The organism is Pseudomonas sp. 32_A, from assembly GCF_017490905.1.
Lineage (GTDB): Bacteria > Pseudomonadota > Gammaproteobacteria > Pseudomonadales > Pseudomonadaceae > Aquipseudomonas > Aquipseudomonas inefficax.
This window is the reverse complement of record NZ_JAFGYI010000003.1, coordinates 58,298-75,407: the sequence shown is the minus strand read 5'-3', so window position 1 is coordinate 75,407 and position 17,110 is coordinate 58,298. Positions and strand designations below refer to the sequence as shown.

Genomic DNA, 17,110 nt, shown 5'->3' with positions numbered 1-17,110 from the left:
TCGGCTTTTGCTTCTAAGCGCGCGATAGTTCAGGCGCCGCAGATTGCGACTTCAGGAGGCCGAGCAGAGGTCTTGCGGAGGGAGGTGACGGGCATGGATGCCCGGCAAGCGCTGAGGCCCCACGGGTTACTTTGCATGCACCGTAATCGCCACCAACCGCACTACCACCGGCCTGACCATCAACACACATACGAACGCCACAGGCATCGCCAACTGGTACGCCTTCAGCACGTTACCGAGATATTCGGCGTTAACCCCCGCATTCGCTGCCGTAATCACGAAACACATCAACAGCGCCATGATCGACGACATGTAGAAAGCAAAGACGTAGGGCATGGCCCCCGGGTGCAATTTGCGTCGACTGCGTGCCTGGGAGAGGTTGCTCATGCGAACTCCTGGAAGGTGGGTAAAGGCGCAAGTTAGCAACGCTCCGGGCAGCAGCTGTAGACCAGCCGTACTGAGTTCTTTATAAAGAGATTCTTACGAATCCAAAGGCTCAGCATGGACCTGCTCAACGCCATTCGCAGCTTCATCAAGGTGGTCGAAGCCGGCAGTATCGCCGCCGGTGCCCGCAACCTGGGCCTGAGCCCGGCTGCGGTCAGCCAGAACCTGGCACGCCTGGAAGGCCACTTGCAGGTTCGCCTGCTCAGCCGCACCACCCGCAGTATGGCGCTGACACCCGCCGGTACCCAGTACTACGAACGCGTCAGGCACATCGAACGCGACCTGGCCATGGCCGAACAGGCCGTCACCACCCCCGACAGTGAACCCCAGGGGCGGCTGTGCATTGCCTCGACATCCGCCTTCGGTCGCCACGTTCTGGCACCATTGATACCCGCATTCAGTGCCCGCTACCCACTACTTTCGATAGAGTTGGTAACGACTGATCGCCGGGTCAACCATGCTCGCGAAGATGTGGATGTGAGCCTGCGCATTGCTCCACAGCTGGAGGACCAGTTGGTGGCCCGGCATATCGCCCGTATACCATTCATTTGCTGTGCCTCGCCCGGTTACTTGCAAAGCGCCGGTATACCGGCCACGCCCGAGGGCTTGCGTGATCATCGCTGCCTGGTGTTCCGCTATCCGGTGGATGGGCGCTTCCTGCGTTGGGGCTTCATGCGCGACGGGCTGCGGTTCGAGGCAGAATTCGGCAGTGTCCTGATCAGCGACGACATCGATGCCCTGACCCAGATGGCACTGCACGATGGCGGCATCACCCGCCTGGCCGAGTTCATCGTCCGGCCGCATCTGGCCACCGGGGCGCTGGTGCCGTTGTTCGAATACAGCGACAGCGCCCAGGCCTATGCCCAGACCGAACCGATGGATATCTACCTGTGCCTGGCCGACCGCTTCGCCATGACCGCTAAAGTGCGTGTATTCATGGACTACCTTTGCGAAGCCCTGGGCGACAGCTGGCAGGTGCAAGCATGAAAAAACCGCCACGAGGGCGGTTTTTCATGTGAAGCGTACTGATCAGAAGCGGTAGGTGAGGGACGCACCGATACCGTGAGCGCTGTTCTCGTACTTGGCCTGGTAGCTGCCTTTGGTGGGGCTGACCTGGTTGACCTTGACGTCTTCTTCCCACAGGTAGGAATAGGCTACGTCGATGGTCATATCGTCGTTCGGGCTCCAGCCAGCACCCAGGCTGAATACCTTACGATCGCCAGTCGGAATGCGCGGCGAGCGGTCGTGGTTGTTGGTAGGCGACTGGTCGACGGTAAAGCCGGTGCGCAGTACCCACTCCTTGTTGACTTTGTAAGACGCACCAATGGCATGAGCCCAGGTGTCGTGCCAATTCTGGTCTTCCTTGATGGTCTCGAATGCCGAACCTGCAAGTTGCGCTGGGACATCGTTTTGCACGGTGATGTCTTCCAGACGGCTCCAGCGAGTCCAGGTGCTACCGGCGTACAGGGTCCACTGGTCATCGAGTTCGTGGGTGACCGAGAAATCGACCGATTCCGGTGTCTTGATCTTCAGTGTCGCATCGAACTTGTCACCGTTGAACGGTCCGATCAGCGGGGTGCTGACGCGAGTTTTGCCTTCCAGCTTGTAGTCGACCATCGAGTGGTAGGTCAGGCCGAGACGGGTGCGGTCAGTGGCCTGGACCAGGATGCCGATGTTGTAACCCACGGCGGTATCGTCACCCTTGATCTTTACCTCTCCGTCTTGACCACCCAGGAACGCGGGGGTAGGCAAGTTCGAGCCCAGTTCGCCCTTGATGCGGTTGAAGGTCGGGCCAAAACCGATCGAGACCTTGTCGTTGAAGGCGTAGCTTACGGTTGGCTGGAAGGTGATTACCTCGACATGGCTCTTCTTGCCCCAGTAACGTGCAGCGTCACCATCGCCGTAGTCGGTCACCAGGCCAAACGGTACGTAGACGCCGAAGCCTACGCTCCAGTGGTCGTCGATCGGTTTGACGTAGTAACCCATGGGCACACCAACGAGCGGCACCATGTCGCCATCGGTTTCCCCCCCAAAGTTGCTACCCGGGCCCGAGATGTCGGACTTGGCGATGACAGCTGCGCCACCCACGGTTACTTGTTCGCGCTTGAGGCGCGACATGCCAGCAGGGTTGCCAAATACGGTGCTGGCATCTTCGGCAGAAGACGAACGTCCCGCGAAACCGGTCCCCATGCTGCTGATGCTTTGCTCGTTCAGCGCGAAACCTGCGGCAAGCAGTTGGCTGGAAGCGAGGGCAACGGCAATGCCGAGGGAGGTTTTGAGCATTACTTTTTTCATTATTAGAAAACTCCTTGGGATCTCCGGGTCGAAAAGCTACCAACAAATCACGCGCCGCGCTATAGCCTCAATCGCAGGAGATAGAGCGGTTTTGTAGGACAATCCGACCAAAATTCCCTTTTTTTCGGTTTCGTTGTAGGACGTGTCTCAAGATGCCTGCGGCAATCTCTGATCTATGCAGGTATGCCAGGCGTGGGTGAAATCGCGCAGGCGACCTTGGGGGTTGAAAATCTGTCGCCAGATCCGCGCCAGTGCGAGAAGGTCGTCGGCGGCAGGCAAGGGCGTGGCCTGCTCTTCGACGAGCATCCAGGCAATGGCGGTGGAATAGCGCAGGTTTACGGTGAGTTCGAGGTGCGGGCCGCCGAGGAAGGCGTGCTGGCTGGCAAGGCCGCGGACCAGGCTGGCCAGGTCGGGGTCTCGGGCAAGGTAGTCGTCCCAGATTGCCTGGTGACGGTGTTCGCCGATACGGTACAGACCGTGGCCACGACGGTCGTGCAAGGCCGACCCCAGGGCCGACTGGCTGGCGGCGATGCCAAGCAGCAAGGCTTCGGCGCTGGCGCAGTGACGGTTCAGGTAGACCAGGGTGGGTCGGATCACATACTGACACAATTCATTCGCCGCGATACCCATGATGCCCTCGAGCAGTTAGGGGCCGGACGGGCGCTGGAGCTTGGCAGCTGGTGAGTGATCAGGCCCGCCGGAAGCGGCAAGCACCGCTCGAGTTGAAGTGTAGTGTGATAATCGTGGTGTAAAGGGCTGTTTTTAAATCGATTGCTGCCTGACGTACCGGGCTATATGCCTTAAGGCAATTACGCCACGAACGTTCAGGCAGGCTTGCGATGTGATCATTCAGCGCTTGAATACCGCAATATTCGCCACTCACGCAGTGAGCGACTGGCGGGTGCGGGCGATGACCGCCTGCAGCGGTTCACTGCGGCTGTACTGTTCGGGGTACAGCCGTTCGGTATGGCAGGCGACGCCGTGTTCGTCTACCAGGGTAAAGCTGAAGCTGCCCTTGCGAGGGGCAACGATAAGGCACTTCAACGGCGAGAAGGCCTGGGAGAGGGTGCCAATGGCAGCCTGAATCTGATGATGAGTTTGCATATTGTTGGAGGTTCCTGCTTTAAACACGGGGTTATGATCCGTGCATGATAGAAACGTTCCAGTGACGCCTTTATTAAGGGACGAATGAACCTGACTGGAACAGGGCAGCCAGAGGGAGCGCAATCAAAGGTGGGCGCTTGGGCTGACTGGTAGGTACTTCAGAAGGCAGGCAGCACGCCGGGGCCATGGTTCTAGGCCGTCGGGGTGGGATCCTGATCAATCTGTCACGTGATTCGTGCTTGAACAGCGCTGGGCTGGCGAGTGAATCATCGAATTGGCCGGTCCTGGTTTCAGCAGCGCCACCCTTGGGAGGAGCGGGTCTGCAAGGACGCTCAAGGCCAGAATTGACTTTCAGCTTGGTACTAACGAGGCGCACCTTAACGGAAATACAGGCGCTTGGCAAGCATTTCATGTTTGTTCAGGTGAGCCGAGCAGTATGGCGCGTATTTGCTCTGCTGGGAAGAGGGGGCAAAAAGCCCGCATCCGGCCGGATGTACCGATTTCGTGCACTCAAATGAAGGTTTATGGTGCACTTGTTCACATTCGGAGCAGCGCTTGCAACTGGCTCGCAGTACGCCACAACCGCTTCGCCAATGCCTTGACTGGGCGGTTAAGTCAATGAAAAAAAACACTATTTTTAGCTGGTGAAAAAATCGTCAGTTTGAGCGAAAGCCCCAATTCATGGGGGTTTGCGAGGGATGTGGGGTGGTTGTCCACCGAGTTATCCACAGGAACTGTGGATTGTCCCGAGCGCTTGCTCTAGGACGGGCGTGCCAGCAATACAGTGAACTGTCCGACAATCGACATGCTCCGGAAGCCCTCTTGGTCATCCACTTGAAAACGTCAAGAAAAGATCATTGAAAATTTTTTCAATCCTCCGGAAATCGAAAGGCCAAGGTGCAAAAAAAAGGGTAAAGTGGCGCGCCTTTCGAGTTGCCATACCTGTTGCTCATGAAGTTTCGCGGTAAACCCCTCGCCAGCCCCGCAGCATCCACGCCTGCGCCTCCCCCCAAACGGTTTTCCCTCAAAGTGGCCTTGTGGCTGCTCGATAACCCGCGCCTGGGTGACAAGCCGCAGGTCAAGCACCTGGCCGGGCGTCTGTTGAAACAGCCAGCACGTCAGGGTGTGGTAGTGGCGCAAAGCCGGCTGGGGCAGATGTTGTGCCGTGATTGCGGCAATGCCCGTGACCGGCGTATTGGCCATGAACTGCTGCGCCAGGCTGCCCGCGCCGGTGACCGGCGGGCGCAGCTGGAATACGCGCGACTGTGCCAGCACAGCGAGCCGGAGCAGGCGCGGTACTGGCTGGAGCTGGCGGCGGGGCAGGGGTCGCAGGAGGCGCGGCGGCTTTTGAGGCAGTGGTTTCATGCCTGAGGTGTGTTGCCAGCACTGGCCTCTTCGCGGGTAAACCCGCTCCCACAGGAATAGCTATACCTCGGATACTGTGCAATCCCTGTGGGAGCGGGGTTACCCGCGAAGAGGCCGGAACAGGCAACACACCGCTCAGGCTGATAAGCTGCGATGCATTCATCCAGGATCATTCGGGGTAAGCATGACAGTGGATCTGGCCAGCATTCTGCTGGGCTTGGTGGCAGGTGCATTACCTTGCCTGGGTTGGGTCATGCAGGTGCAGCGCCGCCAGGGCGCGCGGCAAGGCGAGCAGGCCTTGCTTGAAGAGCGCCTCAATGCTGCCCAGCTGGCCATGGCCGGCCTGCAGGCGCAATTGGAGGCCAGCCGCGACGAGGTCAGCGACCTTACTGAAGCCAACACCGTCAAGCAGACCCAGCTGGCCGCCCAGGGCCGTGAGCTGGAACTGCTGCAGATCGATCGCGACAACGCCCGCGACGCCGCCCACGCCTGGAACCTCGAACGTGCCAACCGCGAAGCCGAACTGCGCCGCCTGGAGGCGCAGACCGCACGCCTGGACGCCGAACTGCGCGAGCAGCAGGAAAGCCACCAGCAGCGCCTGGAAGACCTGCAGGAAGCTCGCGACACCCTGCGCGCCCAGTTCGCCGACATGGCTACCAAGATCTTCGACGAGCGCGAGCAGCGCTTCGCCCAGACCAGCCAGCAGCATCTCGGCCAGTTGCTCGACCCGCTCAAGGAGCGCATCCAGGCCTTTGAAAAACGCGTGGAGGAAAGCTACCAGCAGGAAGCCCGCGAGCGCTTCTCGCTGGGCAAGGAGCTGGAGCGCCTGCAACAACTGAACCTGCGGCTGTCCGACGAAGCGACCAACCTGACCCAGGCGCTGAAGGGTCAGAAAACCCAGGGCAACTGGGGTGAGCTGATCCTCGAACGGGTATTGGAGCATGCCGGCCTGGAAAAGGGCCGCGAATACCAGACCCAGGTCAGCCTAAAGAGCGCCGATGGCGAGCGCTTCCAGCCTGATGTGCTGATCATGCTGCCGGGCGACAAGCAGGTAGTGGTGGATGCCAAGGTCAGCCTCACCGCCTACCAGCAGTTCGTCGCCAGCAATGACGAGGCCGCGCTCAAGCAGCATGTGCAGTCGCTGCGCAGCCACGTCAAAGGCCTGTCGAGCAAGGACTACAACCGCCTCGAAGGCCTGCACAGCCTGGATTTCGTGCTGCTGTTCGTGCCGATCGAGGCAGCGTTCTCGGCAGCCCTGCAGGCCGAGCCGAACCTGTTCCAGGAAGCCTTCGACCGGCAGATCGTGATCGTCAGCCCGACCACCTTGCTGGCTACCTTGCGGGTGATCGACAGCCTGTGGAAGCAGGAACGCCAGGGCCAGAACGCCCGCGAGATCGCCGAGCGTGCCGGCTGGCTGTACGACAAGTTCGTGCTGTTCATCCAGGACCTGGACGAGCTGGGCAGCCGCCTGCAGCAGGTGGACAAGGCCTATGCTGCCGCGCGTAACAAGCTGTGCGAAGGGCGCGGCAACCTGGTCAGCCGCAGCGAACAGTTGAAGCTGCTGGGCGCCCGCGCCAGCAAGAGCCTGCCGGCCGACCTGCTGGAGCGGGCGTTGTCCGACGAGGCGTTGCCGGACGAAGCGCTTACTGAACCAGGCTCAGATGGCGATTGAGCATGGCGCGCAGGGCCGCCGGCTTGACCGGCTTGGCCAGGTAGTCCAGGCCAGCGGCATGCACCATGGCGAGAGTTTCCTTGCTGCCGTCGGCACTGATCACTACACCCGGCACCGGTTCACCCAGGCGCGCGCGTAGCCAGCCCATCAGCCCGGTACCGGTCTCGCCGTCGTCCAGGTGGTAGTCCACCAGCGCCAGGTGCGGGCGCATGCCTTTGCCCAGCAAGGCTTCGCATTCGGCCTGGTTGCGCGCGGTCCATACCTGGCAGCCCCAGCGGCTGAGCAGGCTGTTCATGCCGATCAGGATGCTGTCTTCGTTGTCCACGCACAGTACCTGCAGCCCGGCCAGTGGCTGGCCGCCCTGTTCCACGGGTGCGGTGGACGCCGGGGCGGCCTGGCGGGCAATCGGTACGCTGACGCGGAACACCGTGCCCTTGCCCGGCCACGAGCGCACTTCCAGCTTGTGCCCCAGCACCCGGCACAGGCCGTCGGCGATCGCCAGGCCCAGGCCCAGGCCCTTCTCGGCGCGGGTCTGGTGGCTATCCAGGCGCTTGAACTCCTGGAAGATCTCCTGCAGCTTGTCGTCGGCGATGCCCGGGCCGCGGTCCCAAACCTCGAGCCACAACCGCTCACCTTGGCGCCGTGCACCCAGCAGGATCGGGCTCTTGCCATAGCGCAGGGCGTTGGTCAGGAAGTTCTGCAGCACCCGGCGCAGCAGCCTCATGTCGCTGTCCACCCGCAGGCGGCTGCCACGCAGGCGGAACTCCAGGCCCTTCTCGGCGGCCAGCACCTTGAATTCTGCGCCCAGAGTGTCGAACAGCTCGTTGAGGGCAAAGGGTTTGGCATCCGGTGTGATCTTGCCGTTTTCCAGGCGCGAGATGTCCAGCAGGTCGCTGATCAGCTCTTCGGCCGAGCGCAGCGAGCTGTCCATGTGCTGCACCAGCTGGCGGGCCTCGTCGTTCATGCCCTCGGCTTGCTGCGACAAGGCGGCGGAGAACAGCCGGGCGGCATTCAGCGGCTGCATCAGGTCATGGCTGACCGCAGCCAGGAAACGGGTCTTGGACTGGCTCACCGCTTCGGCACGGCTCTTGGCTTCGGACAACGCCTGGTTCAGTTGCGACAGCTCATGAGTGCGTTCCGCCACCCGTTGCTCCAGGCCTTCGTTGGCATCGCGCAGGGCCTGTTCGGCCTCGCGGAACGGGGTGATATCGGTGAAGCTCATGACGAAACCGCCGCCCGGCATCGGGTTGCCGATCAGTTCGATCACCCGGCCATTGGGGAACAAGCGCTCGGAGGAGTGCGCACGGCCCTGACGCATCCAGTGCAGGCGCCGCGCCACATGCACCTGCGCCTCGCCCGGGCCGCACAGCCCGCGCTCGGCGTTGTAGCGGATGATGTCGGCGATCGGCCGGCCCACGCTGATCAGCCCGTCGGGGTAGTTGAACAGTTCCAGGTAACGGCGGTTCCAGGCCACCAGGTGCAGGTTCTGGTCGACCACGCTGATGCCCTGGTTGATGTTCTCGATGGCCCCTTGCAGCAGGGCGCGGTTGAACTGCAGCACCTCGCTGGCTTCGTCGGCGATACGCACCACGTCTTCCAGTTGCATGTCGCGGCCTTCGATGGCGGCCTTGACCACGGCACGGGTCGACGAGGTGCCGAGTACCCCGGCCAGCAGGCGTTCGGTGTGTTCGATCCAGTCGCCGTCGGCGTTCTGGTTGGGGTTGAAGCCCTTGCCCTGGCGGTAGGCGAAGCGGATGAAGCTCTGCCGGGCGCGTTCTTCACCGACGAAGCGCGAGGCCAAGGTCAGCAGGTCGTCGATCTGCACCGCCAGCAGCGGCTTGCTGCTAGGCCTGGCGCTGGTCTGCTGGCCTATGAAGCGGCCGGCCTGCCAGTGCTCGGAAACCCGCGTGCGCGACAGCACCGAGACCCAGGCGAACAGGGTGAAGTTGCCCGCCAGCGACAGCACCACGCCCTGGGTCAGCGGGCTGATCGGCAGGTTCAGCGGGTTGCCGTGCAGCCACGCCAACCCTGGGAACAGCTGCAGCGACCAGCCCACGCTGTGCGCGGCAATCGGCAGCACCAGGGTGTAGAACCACAGGAAAATACCAGCGGCCAGGCCGGCGAACACACCGCGGCGGTTGGCCTGTTTCCAGTACAGCGCACCGAGCATGGCCGGGGTCAGTTGGGTCACGGCGGCGAAAGCGATCTGGCCGATGGTCGCCAGGCTGGCGGTGGAGCCCAGCAGGCGGTAGCTGACATACGCCAGCAGCAGGATCACCACGATGGTCACCCGGCGTACCGAGAGCATCCAGTGACGGAACGCCTCGAACGGCCGCTCGGCGTTGGTACGGCGCAGCAGCCAGGGCAGCAGCATGTCGTTGGAGACCATGGTCGATAGCGCCACGGCCTCGACGATGACCATGCCGGTGGCCGCCGAGGCACCACCGATGAATGCCAGCAGGGCCAGGCTCGGGTGTGCCTCGGCCAGCGGCAGGCTGATGACGAACGAATCGGAAATCACCGTGCCCGGCAGCAGCATCTGCCCGGCCAGGGCAATCGGCACCACGAACAGCGCGGCCAGTGCCAGGTACATCGGGAATACCCAGCGCGCCAGGCGCATGTCCTGGGGTTCGATGTTCTCCACCACGGTAACGTGGAACTGCCGTGGCAGGCAGATGATCGCCATCATCGCCACGGCGGTCTGTACCACCATCGACGGCCAGTTGATGGTCTCCTGCCAATAGTCCTGCAGGTGGATCGATTGGCGGGCCTGGCTGAACAGGTCGTCGAAGCCGTCATACAGGTTGAAGACGATGAAGATACCTACGGCCAGGAAGGCCAGCAGCTTGATCAACGATTCGAAGGCAATCGCCAGGACCATGCCGCGGTGGTGTTCGGTCACGTCCAGGCTGCGGGTACCGAAGACGATGGCGAACAGTGCCAGTACCAACGACACGACCAGTGCGGTGTCCTGTACGCGGGTGCCGGTGGCATCGGCATTGGCGCCGATCAGCAGGTTCACGCCCAGCACGATGCCCTTGAGCTGCAAGGCGATGTACGGCAGCACGCCGATCAGGCAGATCAGCGCCACGACCACCGCCAGGGATTGCGACTTGCCGTAGCGCGCGGCGATGAAGTCGGCAATCGAGGTGATGTTCTGTTGCTTGCTGATCAGCACCATCTTCTGCAGCACCCAGGGTGCGAAGATCAGCAGCAGCACCGGGCCCAGGTAGATCGGCAGGAATGCCCAGAGCTGTTCGGCGGCCTGGCCGACCGCGCCGAAGAAGGTCCAGCTGGTGCAGTACACGGCCAGCGACAGGCTGTACACCCAGGCACGCAGCTTCGGCGGCAACGGCGTGCTGCGGCGGTCGCCGTAGAAGGCGATGGCGAACATGATGGCCATATAGGCCAGGGCGACCACGGCGATCAGCCCGCTGGACAACGACATGAAAACTCCGAAGCAAAAAGATAACGCGGTCCCGATCAATCAGTCTGGCACGCAGGTGCCGCTTCGTCAGCGCAGACGATGGTCGCAGTGGCAGGTGGTCGCAGGGTTCTCTTTAACCTGTGCCGGCCCTTTCGCGGGTGAACCCGCTCCCACAGGTACTGCACTGTGGGAGCGGGTTCACCCGCGAAGAGGCCAGCAGAGCAGACATCATCCTCTACGGGTACCCAGCCAATAAAACACTCCCGCCAGTATCACCGACAACACCAGCAGGTAGAAGATCGCCCCCGGCCACAGATGCACCAGGGCGAACCCCACCATCACCGGCCCCAGCGCCGCGCCGAGGTTGGACAGGTTCTGTGCTCCGTAATACACCCCACGCAAGTGCTCCGGCGCGATCAGGTCGATGAACATGTACTCGGCCGGGATCACGATGATCTCGCCCAGGGTGAACACCAGCATCGCCAGGCACCACGCCAGCGCCGAACCGGCAAAGGCAAAGCCCAGCAGCCCGGCGATGAACAGGCCCATGCCGGCCAGCAGCCAGGGCATCAGGCGCTGGCGGCTGATGCGGCGGCCGATCAGGTACTGCAGGGCGATCACCGTCACCGCGTTGGTGGTCACCAGGTAGCCGATCAGGCGCGCCGCCTCAGCCGGGCTGCTGGTTACCACCAAGTACTGAGACAAGTAGGCGGTGAACTGGCCGAATACCACCGCGCTCAGCACCCCGCCCAGGGTGAAGCATACCAGCCGCCGGTCACGGGCCAGCCCCAGTGCCACCTGGCCGAAGCCGACCCCGGGCTTGTCCGGCACACTGGCCTGCAGGCTGCGGTCACCCAGGCGCCAGTAGGCCAGGCACATGCCCAGGCCGAGCAGGGCGGAGGCGATGAACGGCATATGGTCATTCAGCTCCAGCATGGCCACCCCCAGCAGCGGGCCGGCGGCGTAGCCGACGTTGCTGAGGGTGTACTTGATGGCGAACACTTCGGCCCGCTCCTCCACCGGGAGCAATGCGCAGAAGCCCGCCTTGGCGGCGATGTCGACCACTGCCAGGGCCAGGTTGATCATTATCAGGCAGAGAAAGAACAGCAGTGCCGAGTTGCTGGCGACCGCGCCGACAAAGGCCAGGGCAAACAGCAAAGTGCTGGCGCTGACCAGTGTGTGGTTGCGCAAGGTATCCACCAGGTGGCCGCCATACAGGCTCAGCAGCGAGGCGATGATCAGTGCGCCACCGATCAGCAGGCCGATCTGGCTGATCGGCAGCTGGAAATTGTCGGCCAGGTACACCACCAGGTAGGGCAGGGTGAGGGCACGGGCGACGGTGAGGGTGAAGGTGGTGCCGAGCAGCAGGCGTACAGTGTGCGGGTAGCGTTTTATGGCGGCGAGCATACACATCCTTGTTGTTCTGTTTTGCCGTGGTGACCAGCATATGCCAACAGAGGCCTGCTGCGCAGGCCTTTCGCGGGCACGCCCGCGAAAGGGCCGGTACAGCCCTCCAGAATCCTTGAGCGCTTGCCAGTCAGTGCATTTCCCATGCAGATTTGTGGCTTGTCGCGCCCGGCGCGCCTCCAATTGAAAAGCCCTCAGGACCATGGACGATGAGTCATTCCTCGCAATTCACCTTGCTCGGCAAGCGGCGTTTCCTGCCGTTTTTCATCACCCAGTCGCTGGGTGCCTTCAATGACAACCTGTTCAAGCAGTCGCTGATCCTGGCGATCCTGTTCAAGCTCAGCCTGGGCGACGGTGACCGTTCGATCTGGGTCAACCTGTGCGCCCTGCTGTTCATCCTGCCGTTCTTCCTGTTTTCGGCGCTGGGCGGGCAGTTTGGCGAGAAGTTCGCCAAGGATGCGTTGATCCGGGCCATCAAGCTGGCCGAGATCGCGATCATGTCGGTAGGCGCACTCGGCTTCATCACCAACCACCTGACGTTGATGCTGGTGGCGCTGTTCGGCATGGGAACCCATTCGGCGCTGTTCGGCCCGGTGAAGTACTCGATCCTGCCGCAGGCCCTGCGCGAGGAAGAACTGGTCGGCGGCAATGGGTTGGTGGAAACCGGTACCTTCCTGGCGATCCTCGCCGGCACCATCGGCGCCGGGGTGATGATGTCGAGCGAAAGCTATGCCGCCGTGGTGGCCGGTGGCGTGGTCGGCACCGCCGTGCTCGGCTACCTGGCCAGCCGCTGGATCCCGCGGGCCGCCGCCGCCTCGCCGCAAATGCCGCTGGACTGGAATATCTTCAAGCAGTCTTGGGCGATCCTGCGCATGGGCCTGGGGCAGCCGCCGGCGGTGTCGCGCTCGATCGTCGGCAACTCGTGGTTCTGGTTCGTCGGCGCCATCTACCTCACGCAAATCCCGGCCTACGCCAAGGACTGGCTGCACGGTGATGGCACGGTGGTGACCCTGGTACTGACCTTGTTCTCGGTGGGGATTGCCCTGGGTTCGCTGCTATGCGAGCGGCTTAGCGGGCGCAAGGTGGAAATCGGCCTGGTGCCCTTCGGCTCGTTCGGCCTGAGCCTGTTCGGCCTGCTGTGGTGGTGGCACTCCGGCGATGTACCGGCTGCTGCGGCGCCGCACGACTGGCTGGCGCTGTTGGGCATGGGCCAGGCCTGGTGGATCCTGCTGTCGATCGTCGGCCTTGGGGTGTTCGGCGGCTTCTACATCGTACCGCTGTATGCACTGATCCAGGCCCGCACGCCCGAAGACCAGCGCGCCCGGGTGATCGCTGCCAACAACATCCTCAATGCCCTGTTCATGGTGGTGTCGGCAGTACTCACCATCATCCTGCTGGGCCTGGCCGAGTTGAGCATCCCGCAGCTGTTCCTGGTGGTGTCGCTGCTCAATATCGCGGTCAACGCCTATATCTTCAGGATCGTGCCCGAGTTCACCATGCGCTTCCTGATCTGGCTGCTCAGCCATTCGATGTACCGCGTGCAGCACCGCGACCTCGAGCGCATTCCCGACGAAGGCGCGGCGCTGCTGGTGTGCAACCACGTGTCGTTCGTCGATGCGCTGCTGCTGGGCGGGGCGATCCGTCGGCCGATCCGCTTCGTCATGTATTACAAGATCTACAACCTGCCGGTACTCAACTTCGTGTTCCGCACCGCAGGCGCCATCCCGATTGCCGGGCGCAACGAGGACCTGGCCATCTACGAACGTGCTTTCGCGCGCATTGCCGAGTACCTGGCCGATGGCGAGCTGGTATGCATCTTCCCGGAGGGCAAGCTGACCGGGGACGGCGAAATCGATGTGTTCAAGGGCGGCGTCAACCGCATCCTCGAAGAAACCCCGGTGCCGGTCATTCCGTTGGCCTTGCAGGGGCTTTGGGGCAGCTTCTTCAGCCGTGACCCGGCCAAGGGCTTTTTCAAGCGCCTGTGGTCCCGGGTGACCATCGTGGCAGGCGCCGCCATCCCGGTGGAGGCGGCGCAGCCAGAGGCGTTGCGTGAGCAGGTCAGCCGCCTGCGCGGCAACCTGCGCTAGGCGGAGGGCGTTAGCTGGCGCTGACTTTCAGGCCGACCAGGCCGGTAACGATCAGCGCCACGCTGACCAGGCGTACCAGGGCCATGGACTCGCCGAACAGGATGATGCCGGCGATCACCGTGCCGACCGCGCCGACGCCGGTCCAGATGGCATAGGCGGTACCCAGCGGCAACTCTTTCATGGCCAGGCCCAGCAGGCCCAGGCTGATGGCCATGGCGGCGACGGTGAGGACGGTGGGCAGTGGCTTGCTGAAGCCGTCGGTGTATTTCAGGCCGACGGCCCAGCCGACCTCGAACAGGCCGGCGAAGAACAGGATGATCCAGGACATGGTGTGTCTCCATCGTTGTCAATGATGGGGCCGTCCCCGGAATGGTCACGCGGTGCGTCGTGAGGTCGTCCTCACAGTGGATACATGGTGCACACCTGCAGCACTGTGGGCAAGCCTGTGCGGGCCTCTTCGCGGGTAAACCCGCTCCCACAGGGATCTCCACAATTTTCAGACCTGTGCATTACCTGTGGGAGCGGGTTTACCCGCGAAAGGGCCAGTGCAGGCAACATCAATGCCTGGCCGGTTCCCCACCTTCAGCTTCTGCCACAGGTTCCCCCATGCGCCGGAACCAGGTCGACAGCAGCGCCCCGGAAATATTGTGCCAGACACTGAACAACGCACTCGGCACCGCAGCCAGCGGCGAAAAATGCGCCGCTGCCAGTGCCGCGCCCAGCCCGGAGTTCTGCATGCCCACCTCCAGCGCCAGCGACTTGCGCTGTGCCAGTGGCAGCTTGCACAGCCTGCCGGTCAGGTACCCCAGCAAGTAGCCGAAGCTGTTGTGCAATACCACTACAGCCATGATCAGCAGCCCCGATTCGGCGATCTTCGCCTGGCTGGCCGCCACCACCGCGCACACGATCATCACGATGCTCACCACCGACACCAGCGGCAGTACCTGCACCGCCGCCTGCACCCGCGCGCCAAGCAGCCGCTGGGCCAGCACCCCGAGCACGATCGGCAGCATCACCAGCTGCAGGATCGACCAGAACATGTCCATGAAGGACACCGGCAACCAGGCCGAAGCCAGGAACCAGATCAGCGCCGGGGTCAGTAGCGGGGCGAGCAGGGTGGTCACCGCAGCGATCGCCACCGCCAGCGCCAGGTCGCCGCGCGACAGCCAGACCATCACGTTCGACGCAGTGCCGCTCGGGCAGCAACCAACCAGGATCACGCCCACGGCGATTTCCGGCGGCAGGTGGAACAGCTGGCACAGCAGCCAGGCCATGCCCGGCATGATCACGAAGTGCGCGACCACCCCCAGCATCACCCGCCAGGGCTGGCGGGCGAGGGCGGCGAAGTCATCGAGCTTGAGGGTGAGGCCCATGCCGAACATCACCAGGCCCAGCAGCGGCACGATGGCCACCTTCAGGGCGATGAACCATTGCGGTTGCAGGAAGGCCAGTACGGCGAACACCAGCACCCACAGGGCGAAGGTATTGCCGACGAAGCGGCTGAGGGTGGCGAGGGCACGCATGGGGGCAATTCCTTTTCTATTTATAGCTGCGTGAATTTCAGGGGCCCTATCGCCGGCAAGCCAGCTCCCACAGGTACGCTACAGGTTCCGAATACTGTGGTGTTCCTGTGGGAGCTGGCTTGCCGGCGATAGGGCCGGTGCAGGCAAAAAATATCTTTCAGGCCTGCACCGATACCTCATTTACCTCAGACCCCTTGCGGGATCTCTTCCCCACCCAGCGCCTCGAACAGCACCGGCAGGAATTCGGCAAAGGTCATCATCATCAACTGGAAGCTGGCATCGAACTGCTGGGCAGCCTCATCGCCACCGTCCTGTTCGGCCTGCTCCTGCAGCAGCTCTTCGAACTTCAGGCGCTTGATCACCATCTTGTCATCCAGAATGAACGACAGCTTGTCCTGCCAGGCCAGGGCCAACTGGGTGACCACCTTGCCAGTGCTCAGGTGCAGCTGGATTTCCTCGCCGGTAAGGTCCTGGCGCTTGCAGCGCACGATGCCGCCGTCTTCGGCAGTGTCGCGCAGTTCGCACTCGTCCAGCACATAGAAGCCTTCGGCAGCTTCCTGCGACTTGACCCACTCGGTCATGGTGGCAACCGGTGCGATTTTCACGGTGGCCGGGCGCACCGGCAGCGAGCCCATCACTTCACGCAGGGTCGACAGCAGGTCTTCGGCACGCTTGGCGCTGGCCGAGTTGACCAGGATCACGCCCAGGCGCGGGGCAATGGCAGCGAAGATCATCGAGCGGCGGATGAACGCGCGCGGCAGGAAGGCCTGGATGATCTCGTCCTTGATCTGGTCGCGTTCCTTTTTATAGACCTTGCGCATCTGCTCGGTCTCGATCTCTTCGACCTTTTCCTTTACCGCGTCGTTGACCACGCTGCTGGGCAGGATGCGTTCTTCCTTGCGCGCGGCAATCAGCAGGTACTCGCCGCTGACATGCACCAGAGGAGCGTCTTCGCCCTTGCCGAATGGCGCGACGAAACCATAGGTGGTCAGCTCCTGGCTGGCGCAGGGGCGGGCCGGCTTGCTGGCCAGTGCCGCTTCCAGCGCTTCAGGCTCGAATGGGACTTCCTGGGTCAGGCGGTAGGTCAGCAGGTTCTTGAACCACATGAGGGGCAATCTCTCCTTAATGCATGAGGCGGGCATTATTCTCCGAGCGGTGCTCTCAGGCCAACCCTGTCGGAGTGCCAGTAGCTGTAGCTGGATGTAAAGGTGCACGTGGCAACGCTAGGTCTTTGAAAGGCCTGAGGTTTTTTTTGAAAAAAGTTTAAAAAGTGCTTGCCAGTGTACGGAGCCGTCCGTAGAATGCGCGCCACACCGAGACGAAGGGTGATTAGCTCAGCCGGGAGAGCATCTGCCTTACAAGCAGAGGGTCGGCGGTTCGATCCCGTCATCACCCACCACTCGATGTTTAGCGCAGCGGTAGTTCAGTCGGTTAGAATACCGGCCTGTCACGCCGGGGGTCGCGGGTTCGAGTCCCGTCCGCTGCGCCATATTTCACTTCCAGGGCCTACTGAACACCCGGAAGTAACAGAGAAAGCGACCTTAGGGTCGCTTTTTTTGTGCCTGCGATTTGGTGTTTTAGCGAAATTTGCAAAAAGTTGGATAAGTGCTTGCCAGAGCTCCAAGTCACCCGTAGAATGCGCGCCACACCGAGAGACATGGGTGATTAGCTCAGCCGGGAGAGCATCTGCCTTACAAGCAGAGGGTCGGCGGTTCGATCCCGTCATCACCCACCACTCGATGTTTAGCGCAGCGGTAGTTCAGTCGGTTAGAATACCGGCCTGTCA

General features: G+C 62.4%; 13 protein-coding genes and 3 tRNA genes. 7 read left to right on the top strand and 9 right to left on the bottom strand.

Annotation, left to right across the window (positions count from 1 at the left end; genetic code table 11):
- Window positions 1–126 precede the first annotated feature (126 nt).
- Window positions 127–387, bottom strand: a complete 261-nt coding sequence (locus tag J5M58_RS02890; RefSeq protein ID WP_207877106.1) for a DUF2798 domain-containing protein — start codon at window positions 385–387, stop codon at window positions 127–129.
- Window positions 388–501: 114 nt separating this feature from the next.
- Between J5M58_RS02890 and J5M58_RS02885 the strand changes: the two genes are divergently transcribed.
- Window positions 502–1,431 carry a LysR family transcriptional regulator gene (locus J5M58_RS02885; protein WP_112249366.1) on the top strand — a complete coding sequence of 310 codons (930 nt, stop codon included), beginning with the start codon at window positions 502–504 and terminating at the stop codon, window positions 1,429–1,431.
- A gap of 42 nt (window positions 1,432–1,473) precedes the next feature.
- Here the strand turns inward: J5M58_RS02885 and J5M58_RS02880 are convergent, their stop codons facing one another.
- The 3 genes from J5M58_RS02880 to J5M58_RS02870 form a co-directional block, all read right to left on the bottom strand.
- Complete coding sequence (locus J5M58_RS02880) at window positions 1,474–2,739, bottom strand: OmpP1/FadL family transporter (protein WP_112249365.1); 1,266 nt, start codon at window positions 2,737–2,739, stop codon at window positions 1,474–1,476.
- 147 nt (window positions 2,740–2,886) lie between these two features.
- The gene (locus J5M58_RS02875) at window positions 2,887–3,369 is read right to left on the bottom strand and encodes a hypothetical protein (RefSeq protein ID WP_025338041.1); all 483 of its coding nucleotides are present in this window, start codon (window positions 3,367–3,369) and stop codon (window positions 2,887–2,889) included.
- 249 nt (window positions 3,370–3,618) lie between these two features.
- Window positions 3,619–3,843, bottom strand: coding sequence for a hypothetical protein (locus tag J5M58_RS02870; RefSeq protein WP_003257337.1), 225 nt, complete (start codon window positions 3,841–3,843; stop codon window positions 3,619–3,621).
- A 951-nt stretch (window positions 3,844–4,794) separates the two neighbouring features.
- On the opposite strand from J5M58_RS02870, the gene J5M58_RS02865 reads away from it, so the two are divergent.
- Together J5M58_RS02865 and rmuC are read left to right on the top strand one after the other, a co-directional pair.
- On the top strand, window positions 4,795–5,214 hold the full coding sequence (locus J5M58_RS02865; protein ID WP_025338042.1) for a tetratricopeptide repeat protein: 420 nt from the start codon (window positions 4,795–4,797) through the stop codon (window positions 5,212–5,214).
- Window positions 5,215–5,506: 292 nt separating this feature from the next.
- On the top strand, window positions 5,507–6,880 hold the full coding sequence (gene rmuC / locus J5M58_RS02860; RefSeq protein WP_181457284.1) for a DNA recombination protein RmuC: 1,374 nt from the start codon (window positions 5,507–5,509) through the stop codon (window positions 6,878–6,880).
- Here rmuC and J5M58_RS02855 read toward each other — a convergent pair.
- Both J5M58_RS02855 and J5M58_RS02850 read right to left on the bottom strand, forming a co-directional pair.
- Window positions 6,852–10,328 carry a hybrid sensor histidine kinase/response regulator gene (locus tag J5M58_RS02855; protein ID WP_207877104.1) on the bottom strand — a complete coding sequence of 1,159 codons (3,477 nt, stop codon included), beginning with the start codon at window positions 10,326–10,328 and terminating at the stop codon, window positions 6,852–6,854. The genes rmuC and J5M58_RS02855 overlap by 29 nt on opposite strands.
- A gap of 207 nt (window positions 10,329–10,535) precedes the next feature.
- Window positions 10,536–11,714 carry an MFS transporter gene (locus J5M58_RS02850; RefSeq protein ID WP_112249362.1) on the bottom strand — a complete coding sequence of 393 codons (1,179 nt, stop codon included), beginning with the start codon at window positions 11,712–11,714 and terminating at the stop codon, window positions 10,536–10,538.
- Window positions 11,715–11,923: 209 nt separating this feature from the next.
- On the opposite strand from J5M58_RS02850, the gene J5M58_RS02845 reads away from it, so the two are divergent.
- Complete coding sequence (locus tag J5M58_RS02845; RefSeq protein ID WP_112249361.1) at window positions 11,924–13,801, top strand: MFS transporter; 1,878 nt, start codon at window positions 11,924–11,926, stop codon at window positions 13,799–13,801.
- Between the two features lie 10 nt (window positions 13,802–13,811).
- On the opposite strand, the gene sugE is transcribed toward J5M58_RS02845, so the two are convergent.
- The 3 genes from sugE to rdgC all read right to left on the bottom strand — a co-directional run bounded on the left by sugE (window position 13,812) and on the right by rdgC (window position 16,430).
- Window positions 13,812–14,129, bottom strand: coding sequence for a quaternary ammonium compound efflux SMR transporter SugE (gene sugE, locus J5M58_RS02840; RefSeq protein WP_025338047.1), 318 nt, complete (start codon window positions 14,127–14,129; stop codon window positions 13,812–13,814).
- 229 nt (window positions 14,130–14,358) lie between these two features.
- Window positions 14,359–15,324 (bottom strand): bile acid:sodium symporter family protein, encoded by a 966-nt coding sequence (locus J5M58_RS02835; protein ID WP_207877101.1) that lies wholly within the window; start codon window positions 15,322–15,324, stop codon window positions 14,359–14,361.
- A gap of 185 nt (window positions 15,325–15,509) precedes the next feature.
- Window positions 15,510–16,430 carry a recombination-associated protein RdgC gene (rdgC, locus tag J5M58_RS02830; protein ID WP_013971401.1) on the bottom strand — a complete coding sequence of 307 codons (921 nt, stop codon included), beginning with the start codon at window positions 16,428–16,430 and terminating at the stop codon, window positions 15,510–15,512.
- 217 nt (window positions 16,431–16,647) lie between these two features.
- On the opposite strand from rdgC, the gene J5M58_RS02825 reads away from it, so the two are divergent.
- The 3 genes from J5M58_RS02825 to J5M58_RS02815 all read left to right on the top strand — a co-directional run bounded on the left by J5M58_RS02825 (window position 16,648) and on the right by J5M58_RS02815 (window position 17,059).
- A tRNA-Val gene (locus J5M58_RS02825) sits at window positions 16,648–16,723 on the top strand.
- A gap of 13 nt (window positions 16,724–16,736) precedes the next feature.
- Window positions 16,737–16,813: transfer RNA gene (locus J5M58_RS02820), tRNA-Asp, on the top strand.
- 170 nt (window positions 16,814–16,983) lie between these two features.
- Window positions 16,984–17,059: transfer RNA gene (locus tag J5M58_RS02815), tRNA-Val, on the top strand.
- Window positions 17,060–17,110 lie beyond the last annotated feature (51 nt).